This window comes from Anabaena sp. 54, from assembly GCF_017355725.1.
Taxonomy (GTDB): domain Bacteria; phylum Cyanobacteriota; class Cyanobacteriia; order Cyanobacteriales; family Nostocaceae; genus Dolichospermum; species Dolichospermum heterosporum.
The window spans coordinates 20,496-46,790 of the sequence record NZ_JAAVWA010000011.1; the positions used below are offsets into that span (position 1 = coordinate 20,496).

At 36.3% G+C, this 26,295-nt stretch carries 23 protein-coding genes and 4 pseudogenes; 14 read left to right on the top strand and 13 right to left on the bottom strand.

All coding sequences use genetic code 11. The annotated features are described in order from the left end of the window. The first annotated feature begins 140 nt into the window (after window positions 1-140). The 3 genes from HEQ36_RS12480 (at window position 141) to HEQ36_RS12490 (ending at window position 4,895) form a co-directional block, all read left to right on the top strand. The gene (locus tag HEQ36_RS12480; protein ID WP_233455534.1) at window positions 141-3,086 is read left to right on the top strand and encodes a UPF0182 family protein; all 2,946 of its coding nucleotides are present in this window, start codon (window positions 141-143) and stop codon (window positions 3,084-3,086) included. Between the two features lie 356 nt (window positions 3,087-3,442). Then, entirely contained in the window at window positions 3,443-3,763 is a 321-nt protein-coding gene (locus tag HEQ36_RS12485; protein WP_053540047.1) for a muconolactone Delta-isomerase family protein, read from the top strand. 736 nt (window positions 3,764-4,499) lie between these two features. Beyond that, window positions 4,500-4,895, top strand: a complete 396-nt coding sequence (locus HEQ36_RS12490; protein ID WP_053540046.1) for a hypothetical protein — start codon at window positions 4,500-4,502, stop codon at window positions 4,893-4,895. Between the two features lie 148 nt (window positions 4,896-5,043). On the opposite strand, the pseudogene HEQ36_RS12495 reads toward HEQ36_RS12490, so the two are convergent. Beyond that, window positions 5,044-5,220 (bottom strand): annotated as a pseudogene (locus HEQ36_RS12495) (carotene isomerase); the annotation flags it as partial. Between the two features lie 363 nt (window positions 5,221-5,583). Between HEQ36_RS12495 and HEQ36_RS12500 the strand changes: the two are divergent. From HEQ36_RS12500 to HEQ36_RS12510, 3 genes and pseudogenes are all read left to right on the top strand, one after another. Beyond that, window positions 5,584-5,985 (top strand): hypothetical protein, encoded by a 402-nt coding sequence (locus tag HEQ36_RS12500; protein WP_053540045.1) that lies wholly within the window; start codon window positions 5,584-5,586, stop codon window positions 5,983-5,985. 290 nt (window positions 5,986-6,275) lie between these two features. Then, window positions 6,276-6,560, top strand: a pseudogene (locus tag HEQ36_RS12505) (transposase); the annotation flags it as partial. 321 nt (window positions 6,561-6,881) lie between these two features. Beyond that, window positions 6,882-7,220, top strand: coding sequence for a metalloregulator ArsR/SmtB family transcription factor (locus HEQ36_RS12510; protein WP_053540043.1), 339 nt, complete (start codon window positions 6,882-6,884; stop codon window positions 7,218-7,220). Window positions 7,221-8,450: 1,230 nt separating this feature from the next. Here HEQ36_RS12510 and HEQ36_RS12515 read toward each other — a convergent pair. Both HEQ36_RS12515 and recR read right to left on the bottom strand, forming a co-directional pair. Beyond that, window positions 8,451-9,071 (bottom strand): tetratricopeptide repeat protein, encoded by a 621-nt coding sequence (locus HEQ36_RS12515; protein WP_168636563.1) that lies wholly within the window; start codon window positions 9,069-9,071, stop codon window positions 8,451-8,453. A gap of 23 nt (window positions 9,072-9,094) precedes the next feature. After that, window positions 9,095-9,694, bottom strand: coding sequence for a recombination mediator RecR (gene recR, locus HEQ36_RS12520; protein WP_081424264.1), 600 nt, complete (start codon window positions 9,692-9,694; stop codon window positions 9,095-9,097). 108 nt (window positions 9,695-9,802) lie between these two features. On the opposite strand from recR, the pseudogene HEQ36_RS12525 reads away from it, so the two are divergent. Next, window positions 9,803-10,309: pseudogene (locus tag HEQ36_RS12525) on the top strand (Rpn family recombination-promoting nuclease/putative transposase); the annotation flags it as partial. Between the two features lie 161 nt (window positions 10,310-10,470). On the opposite strand, the gene HEQ36_RS12530 reads toward HEQ36_RS12525, so the two are convergent. Continuing rightward, window positions 10,471-11,559, bottom strand: coding sequence for an ISH3 family transposase (locus tag HEQ36_RS12530; RefSeq protein ID WP_325064634.1), 1,089 nt, complete (start codon window positions 11,557-11,559; stop codon window positions 10,471-10,473). Window positions 11,560-11,853: 294 nt separating this feature from the next. Between HEQ36_RS12530 and HEQ36_RS12535 the strand changes: the two are divergent. Continuing rightward, window positions 11,854-12,279, top strand: a pseudogene (locus tag HEQ36_RS12535) (DUF4351 domain-containing protein); the annotation flags it as partial. On the opposite strand, the gene HEQ36_RS12540 reads toward HEQ36_RS12535, so the two are convergent. The 6 genes from HEQ36_RS12540 to HEQ36_RS12565 form a co-directional block, all read right to left on the bottom strand. Further along, a complete protein-coding gene (locus tag HEQ36_RS12540) occupies window positions 12,276-12,875 on the bottom strand; it encodes a tRNA isopentenyl-2-thiomethyl-A-37 hydroxylase MiaE (RefSeq protein WP_168636562.1) in 600 nt (199 codons plus the stop codon). The pseudogene HEQ36_RS12535 and the gene HEQ36_RS12540 sit on opposite strands and share 4 nt — an antisense overlap. An 87-nt stretch (window positions 12,876-12,962) precedes the next feature. Further along, complete coding sequence (locus tag HEQ36_RS12545) at window positions 12,963-13,724, bottom strand: sterol desaturase family protein (protein ID WP_168466831.1); 762 nt, start codon at window positions 13,722-13,724, stop codon at window positions 12,963-12,965. A 148-nt stretch (window positions 13,725-13,872) separates the two neighbouring features. After that, a complete protein-coding gene (locus HEQ36_RS12550) occupies window positions 13,873-15,420 on the bottom strand; it encodes a mercuric reductase (RefSeq protein WP_168636561.1) in 1,548 nt (515 codons plus the stop codon). A 273-nt stretch (window positions 15,421-15,693) separates the two neighbouring features. Beyond that, a complete protein-coding gene (locus HEQ36_RS12555) occupies window positions 15,694-16,374 on the bottom strand; it encodes a TVP38/TMEM64 family protein (protein ID WP_168636560.1) in 681 nt (226 codons plus the stop codon). A gap of 9 nt (window positions 16,375-16,383) precedes the next feature. Then, window positions 16,384-17,070 (bottom strand): TIGR04283 family arsenosugar biosynthesis glycosyltransferase, encoded by a 687-nt coding sequence (locus tag HEQ36_RS12560; RefSeq protein WP_168636559.1) that lies wholly within the window; start codon window positions 17,068-17,070, stop codon window positions 16,384-16,386. Window positions 17,071-17,343: 273 nt separating this feature from the next. Continuing rightward, entirely contained in the window at window positions 17,344-17,568 is a 225-nt protein-coding gene (locus HEQ36_RS12565; protein ID WP_053540036.1) for a DUF6737 family protein, read from the bottom strand. Window positions 17,569-17,857: 289 nt separating this feature from the next. Between HEQ36_RS12565 and HEQ36_RS12570 the strand changes: the two genes are divergently transcribed. Then, window positions 17,858-19,219, top strand: a complete 1,362-nt coding sequence (locus tag HEQ36_RS12570) for an NAD(P)/FAD-dependent oxidoreductase (RefSeq protein WP_168636558.1) — start codon at window positions 17,858-17,860, stop codon at window positions 19,217-19,219. A 122-nt stretch (window positions 19,220-19,341) separates the two neighbouring features. Here HEQ36_RS12570 and HEQ36_RS12575 read toward each other — a convergent pair whose 3' ends face one another. Then, window positions 19,342-19,746 carry a type II toxin-antitoxin system VapC family toxin gene (locus HEQ36_RS12575; RefSeq protein ID WP_168636557.1) on the bottom strand — a complete coding sequence of 135 codons (405 nt, stop codon included), beginning with the start codon at window positions 19,744-19,746 and terminating at the stop codon, window positions 19,342-19,344. Window positions 19,747-19,751: 5 nt separating this feature from the next. Then, a complete protein-coding gene (locus HEQ36_RS12580) occupies window positions 19,752-20,048 on the bottom strand; it encodes a hypothetical protein (protein ID WP_168636556.1) in 297 nt (98 codons plus the stop codon). 77 nt (window positions 20,049-20,125) lie between these two features. Between HEQ36_RS12580 and HEQ36_RS12585 the strand changes: the two genes are divergently transcribed. The 5 genes from HEQ36_RS12585 to HEQ36_RS12605 all read left to right on the top strand — a co-directional run bounded on the left by HEQ36_RS12585 (window position 20,126) and on the right by HEQ36_RS12605 (window position 24,537). After that, window positions 20,126-20,428 carry a hypothetical protein gene (locus HEQ36_RS12585; RefSeq protein ID WP_168636555.1) on the top strand — a complete coding sequence of 101 codons (303 nt, stop codon included), beginning with the start codon at window positions 20,126-20,128 and terminating at the stop codon, window positions 20,426-20,428. Window positions 20,429-20,748: 320 nt separating this feature from the next. Then, a complete protein-coding gene (locus HEQ36_RS12590; protein WP_233455533.1) occupies window positions 20,749-22,812 on the top strand; it encodes a tetratricopeptide repeat protein in 2,064 nt (687 codons plus the stop codon). Between the two features lie 72 nt (window positions 22,813-22,884). Continuing rightward, window positions 22,885-23,244, top strand: coding sequence for a DUF433 domain-containing protein (locus HEQ36_RS12595; RefSeq protein ID WP_053540032.1), 360 nt, complete (start codon window positions 22,885-22,887; stop codon window positions 23,242-23,244). Window positions 23,245-23,248: 4 nt separating this feature from the next. Then, window positions 23,249-23,611, top strand: a complete 363-nt coding sequence (locus HEQ36_RS12600; RefSeq protein WP_053540031.1) for a DUF5615 family PIN-like protein — start codon at window positions 23,249-23,251, stop codon at window positions 23,609-23,611. A 116-nt stretch (window positions 23,612-23,727) separates the two neighbouring features. Further along, the gene (locus HEQ36_RS12605) at window positions 23,728-24,537 is read left to right on the top strand and encodes an Rpn family recombination-promoting nuclease/putative transposase (RefSeq protein WP_053540030.1); all 810 of its coding nucleotides are present in this window, start codon (window positions 23,728-23,730) and stop codon (window positions 24,535-24,537) included. Between the two features lie 620 nt (window positions 24,538-25,157). Here HEQ36_RS12605 and HEQ36_RS12610 read toward each other — a convergent pair. Then, complete coding sequence (locus HEQ36_RS12610; RefSeq protein ID WP_168636554.1) at window positions 25,158-25,739, bottom strand: Uma2 family endonuclease; 582 nt, start codon at window positions 25,737-25,739, stop codon at window positions 25,158-25,160. Window positions 25,740-26,295: the final 556 nt, after the last annotated feature.

Genomic DNA, 26,295 nt, shown 5'->3' on the forward strand with positions numbered 1-26,295 from the left:
GGGGGTAACAATAAAAATCCAGTTCCCTCCCCTTACTAAAGGGAGGGTTAGGGTGGGGTAAAAAATATTTGATACATCAACCATAACTTTTAAAACACCTTCTAAAATCCTAGTGACAAATGACATTAAATGGTTTAAAAATGAAAACTATTAGAGTTTTTATAGGATGTTTGAGTTTGTGGCTATTCTTAGATATAGCTGCTTATTTGGGTGCGGAAATTTTTTGGTTTCAGGAAGTTGGTTATATAGAAGTATTTTTGCAAAGATTGTTAACTCAGGGGAGTTTATGGTTGTTTATTGTGAGTTTGAGCGCCATTTACTTATTAGGAAATCTCACTTTAGCTGAGAGGTTGAAATATCCCCCTTTTTCTCATTCTATTCCGGTACAGGAACTAAAAATTAGTCAAAGATTAACGAGTTTTCTTAGTCCTCAATATCCCAGAAATAATCAATCCCCTCAATGGCAAAATTATACCAGTAAAATTAAATTGCGATCGCTCTTACCTCTAATATTAGGGTTAATTTTTTTACTGTGCCTGATGCTAATACACTATGGAAACATTGCCCTCTCCTATTGGTTAGAGAAAGTTAATCAATCTAGTTTATCAGTACCACTATTATTTCGAGCCGAGATAATTTTACAGTTGGGAAGACAGATAATTTCTCAACCTTGGTCTTTAGGACTATTGGGGGGATTATCTATGGCTATATTAATTTATAGCAAATTGTGCTTCAGAGCGATCGCTATTATTTTTAGTCTTATCTTTGGCTGGATACTATCTCAACATTGGGCAAAAATTCTCTTATCTTTTCATCCTATTTCCTTTGATCATCCTGAACCATTATTTGGCAAGGATATCAGTTTTTATATTTTCCATCTCCCCATTTGGGAACTTTTAGGATTTTGGTTAATAGGATTATCCCTATATGGTTTTATTAGCGTCATTCTCACCTATTTATTATCAGCAAATAGTCTCAGTCAAGCCGTTTTTCCCGGATTTTCTTCTCCACAAATGCGCCATTTATCGGGATTAGTCGGCTGTTTAATGTTAGTCGTATCTTTAAATTATTGGCTCAGTCGTTATCAACTCCTATACTCGGTTCGTGGTGTCAGTTATGGAGCTAGTTATACTGATGTTAAAGCCCAATTACCAGCAGATACAATACTATATATTTTATCAGTAGCTATAGCCTTATACTTATTATGGTTAACTGTATTTTGGCAACAAAAATCTTCACATCATCGCCGGGTAAGTTATGCTTTAGGTATTTATATAACTTTGATATTCATAGGTAATTTTATTATACCTATGGCTGTACAAAGTTTTATTGTTGAGCCAAATGAATTACAAAAAGAACAACCTTATATAATGCGAAATATCGCCCTAACTCGTCAAGCATTTAATTTAGATGTCATTGACTCTCAAATATTTAACCCCACAGGAAAACTCACAGAAGCAGATATCAAAGCCAATGAATTGACAATTAGAAATATTCGGCTTTGGGATCAAGAACCATTATTAAAAACTAACCGTCAGTTACAACAAATTCGCCCTTATTATAAATTTCCCGATGCTGATATTGATAGATATTTAATTAAAAATAACGGTGATCAAGAAAAACAACAGGTACTAATTGCAGCGAGAGAATTAAATTATCCAGATGTTCCCCTCCAAGCACAAACATGGGTAAACCAAAATATGATTTATACTCATGGTTATGGCTTCACTATGAGTCCCGTCAATACCGTTGCTGCTGGTGGATTACCAGAATATTTTGTCAAAGATATTAGTGAAAATGGTAGCGTATTAAATACTTCTAGTCCTAATATTCGTGCCAGTATTCCCATCGGACAACCCCGAATTTATTATGGAGAAATTAGTAATACTCACGTCATGACTGGGACAAAAGTTAAAGAATTAGATTATCCCAGTGGCAGCGATAATGTTTATAATAGTTATGATGGATTAGGGGGTATTCATATCAACTCTCTATGGCGAAGATGGCTATTTTCCATATATTTAAAAGACTGGAAAATGATATTTACCAGAGATTTTTTACCAGAAACCAAAATATTATTACGGCGGAATATTAACCAACGAATTCGCACCATTGCCCCTTTTTTAAAATTTGATAGTGATCCTTATTTAGTTGTAGCAGATGCCCATATAGATGGTCAAAATCAACAATTTCCCGGTAAAGAAAATTATCTTTATTGGATAGTTGATGCTTACACCACAAGCGATCGCTATCCTTACTCAGATACAGGTAAAAATAGTATTAACTATATCCGTAACTCTGTTAAAATCGTCATTGATGCTAACAACGGTACAGTCAGATTTTACATTGCTGATGCCTCCGATCCATTAATTACAGCTTGGTCAAAAATATTTCCCAAAATGTTTCAACCACTGAATAATTTACCAATCAATCTCCGCAATCATCTCCGCTATCCAGTAGATTATTTCAAAATTCAATCTGAACGCTTAATGATCTACCACATGACAGATACCCAGGTATTTTATAATCGGGAAGATCAATGGCAGATTCCCAATGAAATCTATGGTAACGAAAGCCGTAAAGTTGAACCCTACTATTTAATAACCAGTCTCCCTAACGTTTCCTTTGAAGAATTCATCCTCCTACTTCCCTACACACCCAAACAACGCACCAATTTAATCGCTTGGTTAGCAGCACGTTCCGACGGTGAAAATTATGGGAAATTAGTATTATATAACTTTCCCAAAGAACGTTTAATTTATGGACAAGAACAAATTGAAGCCAGAATAAATCAAGATCCAGTTATTTCTCAACAAATTTCCCTATGGAATCGTCAAGGTTCCAGAGTAATTCAAGGTAATCTGTTAATAGTTCCCATTGAGCAATCATTACTATATGTTGAACCAATTTATTTAGAAGCCACACAAAATAGTTTACCAACATTAGTGAGAGTAGTCGTAGCCTATGAAAATCGCATCATCATGGCACCCACCTTAGAACAAGCACTACAAGGAATCTTTCAACCAGAACTCGCACCACCAGCAACTATTATTCGTCTCCTAGAAGACGAAATACCCCCTGGTTAAATAGCTGATATTTCAACTCAGAATTATACTGATTTTAGTTTAAACTAATAAGTAATTGGACAAAAATATTTACAGTCATTCCGAGGGAAGGGAAGCAATCACAACCCTTGCGATTGCTTTATTTCACTTCGTTCCATATGGCTAACGCCACGCAACGCTTACGCAGTGACATTGTGTAATTAATTCTGTCTCACTACTTAAAATAAAAACTTCCAGGAAAATGTAACTAAGTAGGTGAACACAATAAAACCAAACTGTGTAAAGAAACGTAAAATCGCCCAAACCCTCTTCACTCTTGCCTCTTGCCTCTTGCCTTTTGCCTTGCCATAACGACAATTTTCAACGCCAACCTACTTATGCTATATCATTTAGATTTTCATGTTGAATACCCCGATAACATAAATCAACAAGAACTATTTGCCTTATGGAGTGAAGAAGCAGATGTCGCCCTCCAAGCCAAACAAGCCGGAATAGTGGTTGATTTATGGAAATGTGTTGGTACTCGTCGTGTAATTGTCATTGTTGATGTTCCTACTCCCGACACATTAGACCAAATTCTTCTAGACTTGCCTATCATGAAAAAAAACGGACAAAAAGTGCAAATAGAAGTAACACCTTTAAGAAAATATGAAGACTTCGCTGCTGATATCAAAGCTAGATTAAATAACCAGGAATAGCTACAACACCGATTTAATAATCCGTAAAATGGCAATTCTCTCTAGGGGCAATGCCCCCGTGCTTGCCCCAAAACCCTACCAGAACAACCACAGGGGGATTGCCTCTACAATTAAATTAATGTATCGGTGTTCTAGAAATTCAAAAATTTAAAAAACTATTAGAGTAAGCCGCAAAATAAATGATCCTGTTTTGTCATGCTGAGTGTAGCGTTCGCGGAGCGTGGCGTTAGCCATAGCGAAACGAAGCATCTCAAGAGATTCTTCACTACACTTCCTTTCGTAATGCCTATGGCAGCACGAACAGAATGACATTGGGCATTTCTTTTTGTGGAGTTCTCTTACCAACTGTATTTTTAATATCCACGTACTACTTCAGGTATATATTCACATAATAAAAAACAAAACTATTGACAGAGATAACTAATCTTTACTTTTGATAAACCTATAATCAGAAGCCATATACAGCTTTACTCAAACAAAGCATAGACTTAAATTAAAAGTTTCAAAATCAAACATCAGTCACAATTAAAACAGACTTTATATTGAGGAGCTTGCCACTTGGTTCTGTCACATTTTTTAATTACAGCACTTTCTGATGTTATCAGGTACAGTTTTCTATCGCAAAACCCGTAGGGGCGCAGGGCCTGCGCCCTCCATTATGTCCTTCGCTCTTCATTGTATTCCATGAAAACGAAAATTGTTGTAAGAACCATTATAGATAATTAAGGAAAATAAGATGTATATAGAGCAGGTATTGGGAAATACATTCATGACCGACAATACCAACTTGTCCATTGCTCAAGGTGCAGTTCAACAAGAAAAAGTCCAAGTGCAATATCACAACATCCAAATACCAGATTTAGCACTATCGTTAGCTCCTCTGGGATTTATTTTTGTTTGGGCTATTTTTCTCCTGCTTTTTCATAAAATCCGCACCAATGCAGATGATAAGGTCTGCATAAAAAACAAAATTCTACAAAAAGTCCCCTGTAAAAAATGTCAATTTTTTGCCAATAACCATTATTTAAAATGTGCCGTCAAGCCTGATACTGTTCTTACAGAAGAAGCCATAGACTGTTCTGAATACGTGCCTAAAAAGGTCAGCTTCCCCCCTAAAAACTTATTTCACTAAATATCAGATCCCCGACTTCTTACAGCAAATTGTCATCAAACCCGGAACAAGAACCCCACCCCCAACCCCCTCCCCGCAAGCGATGAGGGGGCTAAGATGTACTTTATATGATTGGAAATCATTGTGAAGAAGTCGGGGATCTATTTCCGATTGCTCCATAAATGCCATCTATCCATCCTAAAAAGCGTCTGTGAGTACGTGGAGTCCCAATTTCCAAATAATCTAACCCAGTATCTAAACCAGGAAAAATTGCCGCTAATCTGTCAATAATTTGCCATGCTGCTATTTCTTTTTTAGCCGCATACTCCCTTTCTGAAAGTCCTTCAGTCGGTTAAGGAAATGTAGGTTGGGTTGTTCGCTTTAGCGTTGCGGAGCAATCGGAACGAACCCCAACAAAATCCTTAATAATGTTGGGTTATGGCTATACTCAAAACGGCTTGATTGTTTGATTCTAAACGTAGGGGTAAAGCAAGAGCTTCATTGGTGTCAACTTAACGTAAAACCCTTAATAAATAAGGAGGAGAACAAGAGCGATGGCGCGGAATGAACTGCTATAGGCGATTCCTAGGTCGCGCTTTGCGATCGCTCTTGTTCAAGAGGGTGATGTGCCTAGCTCACCGAAGGAATCGCATTTGAACCAAAAAAGAGGATAATAAAATTATGAAAAACACTCACAGGGTCAAAAATTATGACTCAAACAAGAAAAAGAAAAAATGGGAATCCAGATTTGCGTCGTCAGCAACAAACTCCATCGCCATCATTACCACAAATTGAAGAAGAATTAACAAAATATCTACAACCAAGTCTATTTACACAATTAAAATATTTACCAGGAAACAATGATAAACCGATGAGAGATAGATTGCTAAACTTACCAGTAATGGTAGCACTAAGTAGGTTGGCGTTGAAAATTGTCGTTATGGCAGGGCAAGAGGCAAAAGGCAAGAGTAAAGAGGTTTTGGGCGATTTTACGTTTCTTTACACAGTTTGGTTTTATTGTGTTCACCTACTTAATTCTCAGTTTAGTTTATCGACAAATAGCGGGATTATCAGAAGCAGTAAGAGTATTAAAAGAAGAAGGATTAAGTAGGTTGGCGTTGGAAATTGTCGTTATGGCAGGGCAAGAGGCAAGAGGCAAAAGGCAAGAGTAAAGAGGTTTTGGGCGATTTTACGTTTCTTTACACAGTTTGGTTTTATTGTGTTCACCTACTTATTATGGGTATATGACCAATAGAAGTTAGCAAACAAGCATTATCAAAAAGATTAAAAATAAGCGAAGATAATTCATCAAAATTAGGTGGGAAAATCATGATAATTGTCGAAGCCTTTACCCAAAATCCCGTCAAATTATGGTATTAACAAAATCCCAAAAGTCATGACCAAAACTGGGGAAAAGATTTGTTAGATAAACTGCCAGAAAGAGGCTTGATAATAGTGGATCTAGGATTTTTCAGCTTTAATTGGTTTGACAAATTAACCGAGAGTAAAAAGTACTTTATTACCAGAATAAAAGAAAAAACAAATTATAAAGTTAAACAAGTATTATCTCAATGCACTTATTATAAAGATGAAATTATCATCATGGGTAAATATCGTTCAAATCCATGTAAATATCCAGTGCGATTAGTATCAGTTTTAATTTGGGAGGCTGTACCGTTAAGTTGACACCAATGATCACCGCTAAACCCCTACCCGCTTAAATCAAATAATTAAGCCGTGTTGAGTATAATTGACGGGTAAATAAATTTTTCCTCTTCCTTCTTCCTTCGCTCTCTTTGCGTCCTTCGTGGTTCATTTCTTCTTTATGTTCTTCCCTCCCCTGCCCTGCCTCTCTTCTCCCCCTGCTTGCCTTCACCCGTCATTTTCGGGTTGACAGACTACTAGGGTTTGCTGAATAAGTTGTCTGTGAGGGCTAGAAGTATGGCTAACGCCACGCTATCAGCAAACCCTATCTAGAAAATCAAATATCATGAGGATGGATACCTAATGCTCTTAAATAAACCACTAACTTTTCCTATTGCCACTCACAATTTAATAGTATCGGGTTTTCATGCCCTATCAGATCCCATTAGAATCAGTGTTATAGAACTTCTGCGTCAGCGTGAACTATGTGTATGTGATTTATGTGATGCTTTAGAAATAAATCAATCAAAACTTTCTTTTCATCTCAAAACCCTCAAAGAAGCAAGTCTAGTAAATTCCCGTCAAGAGGGACGCTGGATTTATTACAGCTTGAATATTTCCCAATTTCAGATTTTAGAAACATATCTGGGGGAATTTCGCGTCAATTCTGGACTTTTATCCCCTCGTTCCTGTGGTGAATAGTTGATTTTTATTTCTCGTTCCCATACTCTGTATAGGAATGAATTACAGAAGGCTCTGCCTTCAACATTGGTGTCAACTTAACGCAAAACCCATAGCCCGACTGGGAATTCATTCCCAGTCTCATAGCAAAACTTGTCTTTTGATGACTAAATAGGGTTTGCTGAAAAAGTTGTCTGTGAGGGCAGGGAACTGGATTTTTATTGTTTCCCTTCTTTATAAGGGGAAAGGGGGGTAAAAAAGCGATGAAAATGACGAAATACCACTTTTAAAACATCCTCTTAGGAACTGACAAGTAAATGCTTGGGCGATCGCTAGTATACTAAACACGGTTGAGAGATGGACTTTTGTAAAATCACGAACAACCCTGATTTGTAGGGGTTTAGCACTGCTAAACCCCTACCTACAGAATCAAATAATTAAGCCGTGTTGAGTATAGTTTTCCCAGTAAAGGTAAAACGTTCAAAGTAAAAGATATTTGTCTATATTTTTTACAACTATAGCAATCCTATTTGATTTGTGAACATTACCAGAGTCAGATCCCCGACTTCTTAGAGAAGTCGGGGATCTTGTTTTTCATAACTAATTTAGGATTACTATATAACTCGGACTTATTTCTGGCTCTTGCGTCTCTTTTATGGTGATTGAGGATTGATGATAACAAAACCCTTACGGGACAAGGGTTATAAACAATTATTTCCATATTTTCAATGAAATGCCTACACAATAGGGCTTTCAATGATTTTGAACCAGGGTTTCCATAAAAATAACCGAAGAACCTTATTTCTTTAATGATATTTTTATCTTACAGCAGTTGCAGGTTGAATGCAACACAATTAAGGGCGCAGACCCTGCGCCCCTACAGGATTGGCGATGAAAGTTTGTACCTCATAACAGCAGGAAGGGCTGTATTTTTTTTGTAAAACCCTTAATCCCCCTGATGCTTTGGGGGGAAACCGGAAAAATTAGTTCCCTCCCCTTGCAAAGAGGAGGGTTAGGGTGGGGTAATTTGAGGAATAATGGTGATTCGATAACTTGTGTGTACACCGTAGCCTTATAAAGGGGAGGGAACTGGATTTTTATTGTTTCCCCCGTTTACAAGGGGAAAAGGGGGTAAAAAAGCGATGAAAATTACGGGATACCACTTTTCAAACATCCTCTAAAAGCCGACTCACGATTTATTTCTGGGAAGCGATTCGTGAAATTTTATTTCTGGAGATGTATATATTTATATTAATCCCATTCCCGTAATTGCTTATGCACTACTGCTAAATACCACATATAATCATCAAGCTTATACTCATCCGCAGCTTTAACTATATATTCCTGCGCTAACTCTAAATTATTCTCAGCTTCATAATATAAACCCAAATAGAGATGACTGTAAAACTTACCTTTTAATCCTGCCAATTTTCCTACGTTCAAAACATCATCTGTTGTACAATTACCTGCAAATAAATCATAAACAGACTTCATGATTTTTCGCGGATCATTTTTCACAGGTAATAAAGAATTACGAGCTTCTGTAACACCGGATAATCTAGCTATACAAAGATATCTCCAGACAGTTTCTTCCACATCTTGAGCATTAACAGTTAAATCTATTTCAAACTGTTTTGCACCTTCAGCAAATCGTTCTGCATAATAATAAGATAATCCTCGTTGCCACAGATAAGGAGTAATTTGAATATCTAACTTTTCTGCATGATCAAAATCTTGAATTGATTCGGCAATTTTTCCTAATTTAAAATAAACCATACCTCGACGAACATAAGCATTAGCATTATTTGGCTGAGTGTTAATGGTATTATTCCACTCTTGCAGTTGATTTTCTAGGGAGTTGGTAAAAAACATTTTGGTAATCAAATTTGCTACTTTTAATCTAGCTCTCTCCGTCCTTCTAATGCTCTAGCTAAGGTAAGTTCATCAGCATATTCTAAATCACCACCTACAGGTAAACCAAAAGCAATGCGGGTGACTTTTGTAAATGGTTTTAGTAATTGACCTATGTATAATGTTGTGGTTTCTCCTTCGATGCTAGGACTAATAGCTAAAATCACCTCTTGGGGTTTTTGTTCGCTTACCCGTCTGACTAAAGGCTGAATATTTAACTGTTCTGGTCCAATACCATCCATAGGGGAAATTACGCCACCTAAAACATGATATTTACCTTTAAATTCACGGGTTTTTTCCAATGCAATCACATCACGAGAATCTGCAACTACGCAAATAATTGTATTATCTCGCTGAGGATGACGACAAATTTCACAGATTGGATCTGATGAAAGGTGAAAACAAACTTTACACAAACCGATCTGTTTTTTTGCGTCAATAAGTGCTTGAGCTAAGGCTTCTACTTCTGCTTCTGGTCTTTTTAAGATGTGCAAAGCTAAACGTTGGGCGCTTTTTGGACCAACTCCGGGTAGCCGTTGCAATTGTTCGATTAATCTGGCTAGGGGACGTGCGTAAACCGTAATTCTACCTCCGGGGTTTTTTCTATTTTACAGTTAAATTATGTTTCGCGCAAAGGCGCAAAGACGCAAAGTTTGAGGAATTTTAACCAGTAAATATTATAATCATGATTTATGCGAAGAGATTCACTTTTTTATAAACTCTTTCAACAATATCCATCTTTGTTGTTTGAACTGTTGACAGATCCGCCGATTAATGCTCAGGCTTACCGCTTTGATTCTGTGGCTGTCAAAGAACCGACTTTTGCAATTGATGGTGTATTTTTACCACCAGAAGGTGATGAACAGGGCATAGTATATTTTTGTGAGGTACAATTTCAAAGAGATGAGGAATTGTATGAAAGAATCTGTGCGGAAACTTCACTATATTTTTATCGTAATCGCAAAAGATTTTGTGATTGGCAAATAGTGATCATTTATCCATCTCGAAATACAGAACAAAATGACATTTATCCTCATCGTGGATTTCTCAACAGTCCTCAAGTACATCGAGTATATTTAGATGAATTGGGAGATATTCAAGAATTACCATTAGGTTTAGGTGTCATGTTACTAACTACTCTGGGAGAAAGTCAAGCCCCAGCAGTAGCTAGATATTTATTAACCAGAACCCATGAGCAGTAAACCAAAAAGTTTTTCCCAAAAAGCGATTCCTATAAAACACTGATGCTATCATCAAACAATCAGTAATATAAAATACTTTTTAATTCCCAGTGTTCTAACCAGTAGATATCATATAGATAACAATTACTTATGATTGGCTGGGTAATAATTTCTTGACGCTAACCGGATGGAATATAAATGCTTTCAACGACTTGATATTTCCTCTGTAGGGCTTGAGATAAAAAAGCTAACATCTGTTTGAGTGTGAAAAGTGTGCGATAAATTAATCGACTACCCTTCCTTTTACGGCTGATTTTGAGCCATAGTAGATTCACCCAGATATTAACTAGAAGAAAGGATATTCCAATGAATAGTAATCTCAAAACTGGATTTTTGTTATTCGTCTTAATTCGACAAATATTTTTCAGACGATAACTAGTTTCAATGCCAAATCTTTTTCGATAATCTTGATAGATATAATTTAAATTTGTTTTGACCTTATAAGCAAGATAAACAAAGTATTGAACTCCATGCTTTTTATGCTTTCCCTTTCTATATTTACAGACAATCCATAAATCAAATGTGACGAAATCATCTTTGTCTCTTGTAATGGTATAGGTAGTTTTATAACTTTTTTTACCCTTGAGAAATTGTTTGATTCCTCCTTTTTTTCCAGTCTTGATAGCAGGCATAAGAAAGGGGATATCTAATGCCTGTAACCATCTAATTACAGGAGTATTAAAAAATCCTCTATCCAAGTAGAGTTTTTTTACATTTATTTTGAGGGGTTCAAGTTCTGCTAATAAATAAGTAATTAAAGCCACACTAGTATCTAATTGGCGAACACCTCTTATTGCCAGAGTTACACGCTTATTATTACTAATAACGTATAAAGTGGCATAGGCGTAAAATGAATTAGTACCAGATTTAGCTTCACTTCGATATATGTAGGGTAATTCTGACGGTGTTGGTTTACCATAATAACAAATTAAATTTAAATCAATCGCTATTTTTAAACACCCCTTTTTTAATCCTAAAGGAATTCGACTTTTTAATGCTTGATTTATTTGCGCTTCTAATTCCTCAAAATTATTAATTTTATTGAGATGATATCTAATATCATTAGCTGTCGGAATATTTTTTAACAATTTAGCTGTGTTTTCAATACTGTCTCCAGTGCTGGCTGCTTTAACCAGAATCTCGAATAAAGTTTGTTGGTCACAGGCTCCTTGCGTTTCAATCGAAAAATTTTCTACTAAACACTGAATAACCTGCGTCTTGGGTTTCTGAGTCGGTTAAAACGAGTTCTTCTGTAGATTCGCCCTGCGTGGCTTTTGTTAGAGATGAAACAGTCAATTTTTTCAACCAATATGCTACACACTACATTCATCATTTCATATTTTGACCCAGTGCAAATTACTATAACTATTTCTTATGTATTTAGTATTTTATATCACATAAATGTCTATCGTATTTTGTTGTTGATGCCTGCTTCGTCTGTAGCAATAGCGTTAGCATTCCGTAAAAATCGCTCTTTGGGAAAAACTTTTTGGTTTACTGATGAGGAGATTGTCACACCATCAAGTCAAGCTATGATGGAGATGATCACGACAATCATGGTCTACAAGTTTGAAAATCTGAGTCGTCGGGAGGTAGAATCAATGTTAGGAATTACACTCAAAGAAACTAGAGTTTATCAAGAAATTAAAGAAGAAGGCAGAGAGGAAGGACTGGAACAAGGCAGAGAAGAAGGACTAGAGGAAGGACTAGAACAAGGCATAGAACAAGGCATAGAACAAGCTACAATTAATTTGGTGATTCGACAATTAACAAAGCGGTTTGGTAAAATATCTCAGAGAAAGATAAAATCTATTTCTGGTTTACCATTGTCTGTGTTAGAAGAATTGAGTGAAGCTCTTTTAGATTTTCAGAGTTTGAATGATTTGCAAACTTGGTTGTTAATCCATACTCCGGCAAAAACTGACTAACTATGTATTCTGGGTTCTGGGTGTAAGGTTGATAATAATTGACTTTCCACCTCTGCTAATTCGTCTAATCTGTCCATGACGATTTTTCGGTCAAAATAGGTGTCAGCTAAAACCCAATACATCCCAAAATGTCTGGCTTCTGATGCCATTAAACTGCGGTAAAATTGAGCTAGTTCTGGTTCTGGACAGTTAGCAGCTAGGAGTCCTAAGCGTTCATGACTGCGGGCTTCTATTAAGCCGGTGACGAGTAAGGAGTCTAAAAATCTCTGGGGTTCTTGTCCCCGAACTTGGGATTTTAACCCCGCACCGTAGGGGGGTGCGGATAGGGCTGCTAGTTTGATCTGACGGCGTTCTAGCCATTGATTAACAAGTTCAAAGTGTTCGAGTTCTTCACGAGCGATCGCTGTTAACTCCCTCACCATTTTAGCATTAGAGGGATAGCGGAACATCATATTTAATGCTACTCCTGCGGCTTTGCGTTCACAGTGGGAGTGATCTAGTAAAATAATATCAAGGTTAGCGATCGCTTGCTCTACCCAAGCATCACTGGTAGGTTGTTTGAGGGCGTTGATTGTGGGTAAAGGTGAACTCAGCACAGCGAAAAACTCCAAATTTAATAATTAATTTTAATCTAGGAAAAAAGAGATGTTTGCCGAATTATTTCTATAATACAGTAAATTTGATTATTTATTCACAGGCACAAACGGTAATTTTAATAAACTGATCACATTAAAATTTCTAGTTTCTTCGGGTACACCAAATTGGATGGTTTCTGGTTGGGGTGGATAATAACGAGATTGAAATATTATATCCCAGATAGTTAATAAACTTGTATAATTACTATTTAAATATTTTGTTAGTTGACAATGATGAGCGCGATGATAATTAGGTGTAACAATAAAATAACTCAGGAATTTATCTATTTTGAAAGGTAAAGCAAAATTACTATGATGAAAAACTAAGGATATAGCAAATAAAGATTCATATAATATCCACGCATTTGGGGTAACTCCCAATAGATAAATTAATCCAATTTTGGGAATATTGGAGACAATTACTTCTACCGGATGAAAGCGGTAAGCTGTGGATATATTCATCCATCTATCTGTATGATGAACTTTGTGAAACCGCCAAGCAAAACCCCAAGTGTGGATTAATCTATGCCACGTATACATATATAAATCTAGCAATAAAAAAGAGAGAATAAAATGCAACCAAGGTAAATTTAGATCATAAAAAAATCCCTGTGATAAAGTTGGTTTCCAGAGAGATTTTAAGATTAAAATAACTGTGAGGTTAACCAATAAAGAATTTACTAAACCTAAAATTAGATTGTGAATAACTCTTTTAAGTAAAGTTTGATGATATTGAAAAAAGGGAATTAATGTTTCTAAGATTCCAAATATCACAATACTGCTAAAAACAGCCAGAGATTTATATTCCATTTTGTTTGATGTCCTGATAATTCTGCCGTAGATGGGTCAATTTTTTCTCTCTATTCATGAATTTTACCATGAATATTTTCTTAAGTCTCAAGAACAAAGAACAAGATCCCCGACTTCTTTAAGAAGTCGGGGATCTGAAACTCTTAATTTAAGAAAATTTCCTTAAAAATCCCAATAATTGCTTAGTTTTTGGTGTGAGTAAAGTCTTGCGATAAGCGTCTGCGGCTTTTTTAATGGCTTCTGCTTGGGTGGGGTAAGGATGAATTACACTGCTAAGTTTACTTAAACCAATTTGATGAACAATAGCTGTGGTAATTTCGGAAATCATCTCCCCTGCATGATTAGCAACTATGGTTGCACCCAGAATTTGATCTGAGCCTTTTTTGTGATGAATCTTTAAAAAACCAGATTCTTCATGATCGGCGATCGCTCGATCTATGCGACTATAAGGTATCTTAATAGTTTCTATCTCTATACCCAATTCTTTCGCCTCCTGTGCATACATCCCCACATGGGCAATTTCCGGGCTGGTATATGTCACCCAAGGCATCACTAAACTACTGAGTTTAGATCGTCCCCAACCAAAAGGCGAAAACAGGGTATTTTTAATCACAATTCGGGCTGCCGCATCTGCCGCATGAGTAAATTTCCAATTCATGCAGATATCACCAGCGGCGTAAATTTTCGGATTTGTGGTTTGCAAATAATCATTTACTTTCACACCGAAGGTTTGATCGTATTCTACACCAACTACCTCTAAATTCAAATTTTCCACATTTGGCGCACGTCCCGCACCAACTAATATTTCATCAACTGTCACTGAATCTCTTTCACTATTCACAGAAAAATATAGGCGTTTTCCTTCCGTAACTGTGACAACTTCTTCTAATTGACAATTTAATACTAAACGAATCCCTTCATCAATCAAAACTTTTTGCAAAATTTCCGCTGCTTCTGGATCTTCCTGATTTAAAATATGTGAACCGCGATGAAATAATGTCACCTCACAACCCAAACGCTGAAATGTTTGTGCTAATTCACAACCGACAGGACCACCACCAATTATTGCTAATTTTTCCGGTTTCTGAGTCAGAGAAAAAACAGTTTCATTAGTTAAATAACCTGCCGCTTCAATTCCTCGAATTTTCGGTTTCACAGCCCTAGCACCCGTGGCAATGACAGCTTTTTTAAATTTTAAGGTTTGCTGATCAACTTCTATAGTATTCTGACTTTTAAATTTACCATTACCTAAAAAAACATCAATTCCTAAACTTTTAAATCTTTCCACAGAGTCATGATGACTAATACTCGCCCGAATACGTCTCATTCTCTCCATAACTGTGGCAAAGTCTACATCAAATTGCTGGGAAATATTAATCCCTAAATCTTTGGCTTTTTTGATTTCTTCAACTACACGAGAAGAACGAATTAAACATTTAGAGGGGATACAACCAAAATTTAAACAATCTCCTCCCATGAGATTTTTTTCAATTAATGCTATTTTCAAACCCAAATCTAAACCCGCAGCCCCCGCAGCGACAACTAAACCCGCAGTTCCCCCACCAATAACTACCAAATCATAATAATCAGCCGGTTGGGGATTTAGCCAGTTATCGGGATGAACATTTTTGATTAGTTTTTGATTAAACTCATCCATTGGACGCATTGTGACTCTTGGAGATTCTGAATTTGACATTTTTTTACCTCTGAAGAATCAAGTAAGTAGGTTAGCATTGAAAATCGTCGTTATGGCAAGGCAAGAGGCAAGAGGCAAAAGGCAAGAGTGAAGAGGGTTTGGGCGATTTTACTTTTCTTTACACAGATTGGTTTTATTGTGTTCACCTACTTATCAAGTATGTTTGTGATTAGACAATCTGTTATTTATAGATACATTATAATTAAAATTTTGTCGGTTTGATATTTAACAGATTTTCTCAAGTTTCTGTAAATAAGCAACTAAACTTCGGAATCAAATTTCTTCGTCTAAAGCTTTCTTAGCTATTTTAGTAACATAGATTGTCACAGCAATTGTCGCTATTAACCCAATGATTTTAATTACCCAGGACAAGATGAGATTCACAGGTTGATTATGAGTGCTAATTAAGGCTAAATCTCCTGCTAAATAACCAAAATACACATACATAATTGTTCCAGGAATCATCCCCACTGAACCAATTAAATAGTCTTGAAAAGAAACACTAGTAATTCCGAAAGCATAGTTTAATAAGTTGAAGGGAAAAAGGGGAGAAAGTCGAACTAATAGGACTATTTTTAATCCTTCTTTACTAACGGCTTTATCAATGATGGCAAATTTTTTATAACTAGATATTTTCTCTTTTACCCAACTTTGAGCTAAATAACGTCCTACTAAAAATGCGGCTACTGCACCTAATGTAGCCCCAATAAACACATATAAAGAACCCCAAATTACCCCAAAAAGGACTCCAGCACCTAAAGTGAGAATTGCGGCTGGTAAAAAAGCCAAAGTAGCAATAATGTAGATACCAATAAATACTATTCCCCCCAAAGCACCAAGACTATTAATCCATTGTAAAGTATTTGGTAAAAATGACAGGAAACTGAGAGAAGATACACTAATAGATTCCTGTACTAAAGCTAAATCTATTTCTGATAAAAATGTCATAACCATAAGAATTATTTACAATTTTGAAGAAGAGTACCAATTACGAATTCGATGGGGGGATATCCCTAGTAAATAAGCGATGACAATAATTTGATTCCAAAGAGTAGTTTGGATAATTCCTTTTTTTAACCATCTGCGAGGTGAGGTAATTACAGGTGTTGGTAATAGATGGATTTTTCCCAAAGGTTTTAATTTTCTCATGAGTTCAAAGTCTTCCATCATTGGTATTTGGGGAAAATTACCAACTCGTTGAAATACATCTTTGGTGAGAAAAATCGCTTGATCTCCATAGGGCATTTGCCAAAGATGCGATCGCCATTTTACCCCAAATTCGACTAAACGCAACCCCCAATCAGGGGCATTTATCCGTAAAGCGAACGCACCAGCGACAATTCCCGGTTGTGCTAAGGTTGTGCAAATCATCTGCTCGAAATTAGTCGGTAAACGAGTATCAGCATGGAGAAACAGCAAAATCTCCCCACTAGCAGCCATAGCACCTGCATTCATTTGATTAGCACGTCCGGGAGGAGAAATAATCACCTGAACATTTAAGGATTTGGCTATTAATAATGTTTGATCTTGTGAACCACCATCAACCACAATTATTTCTACATTATTACTGGATTGACTGCTAGTAATTGCTTCCTTAATATTACTCGCTTCATTGAGTGTGGGAATAATAATAGAAATTTGAGCATTCATATCATTAGGGCTAGGAGGTAGGGGCGCAGGACCTGCGCCCAGTCAGGAGTCAGGAAGAAGAATTGGAGGATTGATTTATTAAATTAGTTATTCTGTCATTTTGTTTAAGAGGTTGTTTGAAAAATCTAAATTATTACTTATCCTGGCGACTAGAAGTCGCGGCTACACAGACAAAACCCTTGATTTTAATTAGTCCACGGAGGTGGAATTCGTTTGTGTAGTAGCGTATCCCTGACGGGAGCCGGATGCTCTATTATATTCGCCCCAAACTTTTCAAACATCCTCTAAGACTCCACTACGAATCATCATTTGTGGCCAAATTAACAGAAAAAATCCCATCCAAATTAATAATGGAATAGCTACTAAAATTGTCACCCAAAGAATTTTAAATATTAACCAACTACCGCCAATTAATGTGACAGCAGTGAGGATAATTGACCAAGGCTGACACCACCAAGGTTTATATTTCCAAGGACTAATTGTTTGTTGTTCAGACATTTTTAGATGAAAAAACTAGAATTTGCTAAGAGAGAAATCATGGGCAATAGGTGACTTTTTTAATAAAGTGACTACTAACCATTGACACTTGCCGATTTTGATATTTCATTATGTACATGAATATTATATCAGCATTTATCCTCATATTTTTTCATAATCATTTATTCGTAACTTTGACTACTTTTAGTATTTTTTCAAGAGTTCTAAATAGACGGCAAAATATATTATAATATTGTTACATATTTGTTAAGAAAGGTTACATGACTCTTAACAAAAGGAAATATTGTTTATGGTTGTTCCCAATGAGAAGAATGCACCACATGAGATTGTTATCGTTGGTGGTGGCTTTGGTGGACTGTATGCCGCCAAGGCTCTTGCGAACGCGAAGGTAAATGTTACTCTCATTGATAAACGTAATTTCCACCTATTTCAGCCGCTTTTATATCAAGTTGCCACAGGTACGCTATCACCTTCGGATATTTCCGCACCACTACGATCTGTATTCAGCAAAAGCAAAAATACAAAGGTGTTGTTAGGAGAAGTAACTGATATTAATCCTAAAGCGCAACGAGTTATTTTTGGTGATGAATCCATACCTTATGATACATTAATTCTAGCCACTGGTGCTAATCATTCCTATTTTGGTAAGGATAATTGGAAAGAAATTGCCCCTGGTTTGAAAACTGTAGAAGATGCGATAGAAATGCGTCGGCAGATATTTTCAGCATTTGAAGCCGCAGAAAAAGAAAGTGATCCGGCAAAACGTCGGGCTTTGTTAACTTTTGTGATTGTGGGGGGAGGTCCGACTGGTGTAGAATTGTCAGGTGCGATCGCAGAGTTGGCATACCAAACCCTCAAAGAAGATTTTCGTAACATTGACACCACAGAAACGAAAATTTTACTATTACAAGGGGGCGATCGCATTCTCCCACACATTGCCCCAGAATTATCGAAAGTAGCAATAGAATCTTTACAAAAATTGGGTGTGATTATACATACTCAAACCAGAGTCACAAATATTGAAAATGACATTGTTACTTTCAAGCAAAACGGTGAATTGACAGAAATTCCCTCAAAAACTATCTTGTGGGCAGCGGGTGTGCAAGGTTCGGCTTTGGGGAAAATCCTCGCAGAACGCACAGATGTAGAGTGCGATTTCTCTGCCAGAGTAATTGTAGAACCTGACTTAACTATCAAGGATTATAAAAACATTTTCGTAATTGGAGATCTAGCTAATTTCTCCCATCAAAATGGTAAACCCTTACCGGGTGTTGCCCCCGTAGCTAAACAACAAGGAGAGTATGTAGGTAAACTCATCAAACGACGGCTTCAAGGTCGTACTTTGCCAGAATTTAAATACAATGATGTAGGTAGTTTGGCAATGATTGGGCAAAATTTAGCCGTTGTAGATTTAGGCTTCATCAAACTCACAGGTTTCATTGCTTGGGTATTTTGGCTAGTAATTCACATCTATTTCTTAATTGAGTTTGACACTAAACTAGTAATAGTAATTCAGTGGGCATGGAATTATATTACTCGGAATCGACGCTCTCGCTTGATTACAGGTAAAGAGGCTTTTTTAGCAACACAACCTGTTAACAATAGTGGCGATTCCCAACCCAACAAAAATAAGCAACCAGTCAATCTCTAGTATTTGTGGTTGGCATTAAGTAGCTCAATTAAGAACACTTGACACCCAAATCCTTGACTATTTAGAGAAGTCGGGGATTTATTTTTTTGCATTGAGTTCTTCTCATCAAATACTCACAAAACTTATTCCTGCAACCAATTTTCTAAACTTAATCCCTCAACTCTCAATAAATCGCTATCATTAGAAACCAGAATAAATCCTTTAACAATAGCAGTTGCAGCAATTAAAATATCCTCTGTTTGGATTGGTAATCCTCTTAATCTAAGATTTGCATGAATTTCTGACGCTTTTTCTAAAATCGCTAAATCATCCAAGAAAATGATTTGATAATCCTTACAGAAATTATCAAATCTTTCTAATTGTTTAATTGCTTTTACTGCAAATAAACCTCTTTTAACTTCAAAGAAAGTAATGCAACTGATACTCAATAACCCTTCTTGAGATTGAAATTCTTTTAATCTTTGCTTAATTTTGGGATTGTTTTTCAGTTCTAAGGAGACAATATTGGTATCTAATAAATATGCCATATTCTTTATTTCCGTTTAATCATTTCATCAAAAATTGCTATTTGTTCGGGAGTTAATTCATTTAAAGTTCCTGCTACTGCTTCTGTCACCATAATTCCGCTACAACGGGTTTTTAAGTCCTGATCTTGCATACTATTAAACTCATCAATAGGTAAGTTTTGCTGAAATAGATTATATAACTCGTGAATCATTTTCTCTGCGTTAAGTTCTTCCTTAAATAAAGGACGTTCTTCCATCAAAATATTAACTATTTTCTCAATTCTGCTGATCATGGACTCTTGTTGAAGTTCTGTTGATAACATAATATTTCCTCCTGGGAAATGTAAATGATATTCATGGATGTCATTTATTATAGCAATCTCAAAAAGTAGGTGAGGATGTGTGGAATAGGGCGAAAACGATTTGGGCTAAGTTACAGCCGAAGATAGAAGCCAAGGAAGCAGCAAAGGAAGCAGCGGAGGATGTAGCTAAAAATCCCGATGATGAACTTTCAAAAGCAAGTTTGCAGAACCAACTGAAGAAGATTTTGGAAGCGGATACAGCGCTCGCTGAAGAAATAGCCAAGATTTTACAAGCAGAGATTGATAAACCTGGTGACAATATTCAAATGAGCGCTAATGCTTACGATAACAGCACGGTTAAGCAGGTGGGTAAAATTGAAGCTGATAGTGTAACTTTTTAATCAGTCACATTTCACAGGTAGGGGTTTAGCAATGCTCATTGGTGTCAACTTAACGTAAAACCCATAGCCCGCCTGGGAATGAATTCCCAGTCTAATAGCAAAAGTCATCTAAAGATGACTAAGAATTATCTAAATCCTCAGTTTACTTTAGTAAACTTTAGCTATTAGCCCGGAAATTCATTTCTGGGCGGGTGTGGAAGCCAAACAAATAAGCCATTTGTAGCTTAAGTTAACACCTGATAAATCCCTACAATTTATACAATGTCGCGCCATCTTTCGAGTTCGCAGCTACAACATCCACCATTTACCTGCTGTAAGCTATGACAAATGAATCTAACCCCAATCACCAAAATAATATTGAAATGAATGTCAATGCCTTTGGTGATAGTAAGGTGACTCAAATTGGACAATTAAATGCCCAGCAGGTACAGATTATTGTTGACAGAATAAATCCTGCTATAGAACGAATTGAACAACTTGCTAAACCAGAATCACCGGGGATTCTCAAAGCGGGAAACCCTAGTAAAAGTTTGGCTTATTGGCAAGGAAGAACAGCAGAAATTGCCAATTTAAAACAATGGTTAAATAATCCAAATATTCCTCTAATTGGTATTGAAGGTATTGGTGGTATAGGCAAATCTATGTTATCAGCCTATATTTATGAAGATGAAACAATAGCAGGTTTTACAAAACGTTTTTGGGCTGATGTGAGTTCTGGGGCAATTTTTACTGATGTGGCTACTCAAGTTTTGCAAGATTTTGGTTTTCGAGTCCCAGAACAAGAAACACAATTAGTACAAGCTTTGGTGAAATGTTTGCAATCCGATGAATATTTATTGATCATTGATAACTTAGAAAGTCTTTTACAAACAGATGGAATTTGGGGAAGTCAATTCTATGAGGAATTTTTTACAACTTGGGTAGAATGTGGGGGTAAAAGTAAGGTAATTGTCACCACGAGAGAAAGACCAGAATTACCGAAAAGATGGGAATGGCTACCCTTATCAGGTTTAAAAATAGAAGATGGCATCAAACTATTAACAGCTTTAGGTATTCAAGGAAATTTAGAGGAATTTGTCAAATTAGTAGATGGTTATCCCTTACTGTTGCGATTTGTAGCAGATTTATTAAAGGAAGAATATCCCCAACACCCGCATTTAAAAAGATTGGAAAGTTTAGGTTTGGGGAATTTGCAGCAATTATTAACAGATAAAAAAGTAGTGGGTTCGCACCGTCGGGAAAATGTGGCGATGGTGTTGGTATTAGATACCAGTTTTGGGCGGTTGAGTGAATTGCAAAAGTCTCTATTACAAAATATTAGTGTTTATCGTGGTGCGGTAAATAGTAAGGCTGCGGTGGCTGTATGTTTAGGAAGTTCAGAAACAGAGATTGAGAGGGAATTAAGAAATCTTGTCAAGCGTTCTTTTTTATCAGAAAAATTGATTGATGATGGCAGATGGTTTGAGTTTCAGCCTGTGGTTTTGGAATATGTGAGATATAAGGCAGGTGATCAGACAGAAGCACATCAAACAGCTATTAATTATTATCAGTCAATTGCTAAACAACCACCTTGGCAAACTAAAGATGATATTCAGGAATATTTAGAAATCTTTTATCATTTTTACCAATTGGCAGATTATGATTCAGCATTTGAGGCAATTCGCCATTGCGATGATTTTTTGACTTTACGGGGTTATTATGCTAACCAAGTAGAATTATATGGGCAGTTACTAAGTAAATGGTCGGAAATTGATGATAGACAAAATTGGCATTATTGGTCTTCTCTCACTTTATTAGGCAATTCTTACCACTACCTGGGACAGTACGAAAGGGCGATCACTTTCTACCAGCAGTCTTTGGATATAGCTAAGGAGATAGGGGATATTCAGGGGGAAAGTCGTTCCTTAAACAATTTAGGCAATGCTTACTACTCCCTGGGACAGTCCGAAAGGGCGATCGCTTTCCACCAGCAGTCTTTGGATATAGCTAAGGAGATAGGAGATATTCAGGGGGAAAGCATTTCCTTAAACAATTTAGGTTTTGCTTACAACTCCCTGGGAGAGTACGAAAGGGCGATCGCTTTCTACCAGCAATCTTTGGATATCAGCAGGGAAATTGGCGATGTTCTAGGGGAAAGTTTGTCTCTCAACAATTTAGGTGATGCTTACGACTCCCTGGGACTAGATAGGGAACAAGACGCACTGGAGGCTTATCGCAATGCGCGGGAACTATATCAGACAATGGGACTTGATGCCGATGTGCAAGATTGCAATGATAAAATTGAGGGTCTTTCTCAACCTAAAAAACCTGTAGTTTCTCAGCATGGGTTTTGGGGTTGGTTGCGTCGGTTGTGGCGTTGGCTAAGTGGTTGGTTTCGGCGATAAATAAAATCTGTTAAGTTATAATTAATCTAATCTGTTAATTCCCAAATCTTTGAAAATTATAGTTTCAAATTTATGAACAGCCAAACTATTCCTCAAATTATTCCTAAGAAGGATATTACTGAGTATTTCAATTTTCTTTTTCCTGGAGATATTAGACTAAAAAACTCCAGAATAGGAATTGAGACAATACTTTATGAATACATTGATTGTGGACGTTCTCCAGAAGAGATTGCTCAAATATATCAATCACTTTCTTTAGAACAAGTCTATGCCACTATTCTTTACTATTTGCAAAACAAAGAAACTATCAGCGATTACATGAAGAACTGGATAGAACATGGTCATAGAATGAGAGAAGAACAGAGACTTAATCCCCCACCAGTATCAGAAAAACTCCGTCAACTGAGAATAGAAAGACAAGCAAAAGTATAAGGAAATGACCATTAAATATTTGATTGATGAAAATATCAATCCTTTATATCCAAAACAAATTAAACTCAAAGAACCTGATATTGTTGTTCAGGTAATAGGAGAACCAGGAATACCACCGAAAGGGACACTTGATCCTGAAATTCTCTGTTGGTGTGAGGAGAATAATTTCGTATTAGTCACAAATAACCGTACTTCTATGCCTGTACATTTAGCTGATCACATGGCTGTGAATCGTCACATACCAGGAATTTTCATTCTCAATCCTAATTTAAGTGTTGGTGAAAATATAGAAGAATTAATCTTAGTTGCTTTAGCTTCAGAAGATGGTGAATATCAAGATCGTATAGTTTATTTACCCTTACCATAGCTGTTAAAAATATTCAAGAGAAAGTTATTTCTTGGAAAATTTAGGCAATGCTTAGGACTCGCTAGTATAATACAAAAGAGCGCGTAATTAATAAACTATTAAAGTTGTAAAATCCAATGTATGACAACATCTGTAAATATCTCGCCGAAAACTTCCAAGCAGACTTAGCTACATGGTTACTAGGTTCACCAGTCGAATTAACAGAACTGAGTCCAACAGAATTATCAAACGAACCAATTCGCGCCGATTCGTTAATTTTATTACAATCAGAGAACTTAATATTACATATTGAATTTCAGACCGATGGTAATAAAAATATACCCTTTAGGATGTTAGATTATCGAGTTAGAGGTTATCGGCGTTTTCCTGACAAACAGATGCGTCAAGTAGTGATTTATTTGAGAAAAACAGATTCTGAATTAGTCCATGAGAATAGTTTCAGATTAAACAAAACTTACCATGAGTTTGAAGTAATCCGTCTATGGGAACAACCAACAGAACAATTTATGACCGCGCCCGGTTTATTACCATTTGCCGTGCTAAGTCAGACAGAAGATCCTACAATGGTATTGAGCCAGGTAGCACAAGCAGTCGAAAAAATTAAAGATCAACAACAACAAAGGGATATAGCTGCTGCCAGCAGTATTTTAGCCGGGTTGGTGTTAAATAGAAATGTAATCAAGAAAATTTTCAGGAGTGAGATTATGCGCGAATCAGTAATTTATCAAGACATCCTTGAAGAAGGTGAAGCTAAAGGTGAAGCCAGAGGCAAAGCTGAAGGTGAAGCCAAAGGTAAGGCTGAAACAACAAGAAAATTGGCTATAAATTTATTACGAATTGGTATGAATTTAGAGCAAATTGCTGAAGTCACTGAATTATCTGTTGAACAAGTTCGAGATTTACAACAAGAAATTCAATCATTGTAAAACTGAGTATTTGTAGTGATTTTTCAGTAAAGAGTGCGATTCCTACGGAGCGCTTCGCTATCGCTCTCCGTAGGAATTATGTATACCTCACAACCAACGAAGATGAGCGATCGCCTTAATCCCCCATCATTATCAGAAAAACTCCGTCAACTTAGAATAGAAAGACAAGCGAAAGTATGAGGAAATGACCATTAAATATTTGATTAGAGACTTCCAAGAAATAAATTATCCTAAGAAACGAACCACAGAGGCACAGAGTACACAGAGAGAGAATTTCTGCATCAGTTTTGGGACATTTTTTTATTTGGAAGTCTCTTAGGAACGCAAATTTAATAACCTGCAATTCTGATGTAACCTGGAATGGTGCGTTACGCTGTCGCTAACACACCCTACTTTTGCACCTTATTTAATTCACATTCCTTAATGAAAATATCAATCCTTTATATCCAAATCTTTGAAAATCATTTTTAAGTAATTGGACAAAAATATTTACAGTCATTGCGAGCGAAGGGAAGCAATCACAACCCTTGGAATTGCTTCATTTCACTTCGTTCCATATGGCTAACGCCACGCAACGCTTACGCAATGACATTGTGTAATTAATTCTGTTTCACTACTTATCAATCTTCCTGCAACTTAAAATTCACATCTTCATAAATATCTAACAGTGGAATTTCCAAATTTATAGAACCTAAAAAGATTTTATCTTGATCAGATTCATAAGCACGAAATAACCAAGCATCATCTTCAGCTTTTTTATAATGTTCTATGCTGATTTCATATTGGCTAATTAACACATATTCTTGAAATTCAGGAATTGAGCGATAATAACGAAATTTATCAGTGCGGTCGTGATTTTGTGTAGATTTAGAAAGAACCTCAACAATTAAACAAGGATTAAGAATAGTATCTTTACGTTGCGGTTGAAAAAGTGGTTCACCATCAATCACTAAAATATCTGGATAAGTATATTGATGATAACGCGGAATCCATAATCGCAAATCACCGATATATGGTTTGCAACTTTTACCCCGCAGTGCAAATTTCAAAAAGGCATAAACATTGCCGGCAATTTGATTATGATTAAGAGAACCCCCAGTCATTGCTACTATTTCTCCATTTCGGTACTCGCTGCGAAATTCTGCAAGTTCTTCTTGTGCTAAATATTCTTCAGTAGTGTAGTAACGTTGTTGAGTTTGCATAGTTTATTTTTTTGCTATCTCATGTTTTGATAATAACTACAGTAGATACATTTTTCATGTGGTAAATTTTATATTATTTTAGATGATATCTGTGAAAACTGCAAGCTAACACGAGTATAATCATAACACTTGGTGAATAATATATCAAAAAAGGAGAATATTCTAGAATGAATTAGAGGTTGTTTGAAAACTTTTTCGTGTGGGATCTGACACCCGCAGATCCCCCTAAATCCCCCTTAAAAAGGGGGACTTTGAGGAATTTAGCCCCCCTTTGTAAGGGGGGTTGGGGGATCTCGATTAATTCTGATACTTTTCAAACATCCTCTTAGCTATGAGAAACATTAATATTCATTATGATGAAACTGATTTAAGTAGGTAAACAAAATAAAAATGAGGGGTATTGCATTTTTTAAAATGGCTGAAACTCAATCAGAATCTCGCATTGAGACAACTTTACATACCGTTATATACCTTTAAATTTTTCTGTTTACCTACTTATCACTAATTAATATTCATTCAATATCTTCATAATTAAAGTTAATATTTATAATAATTA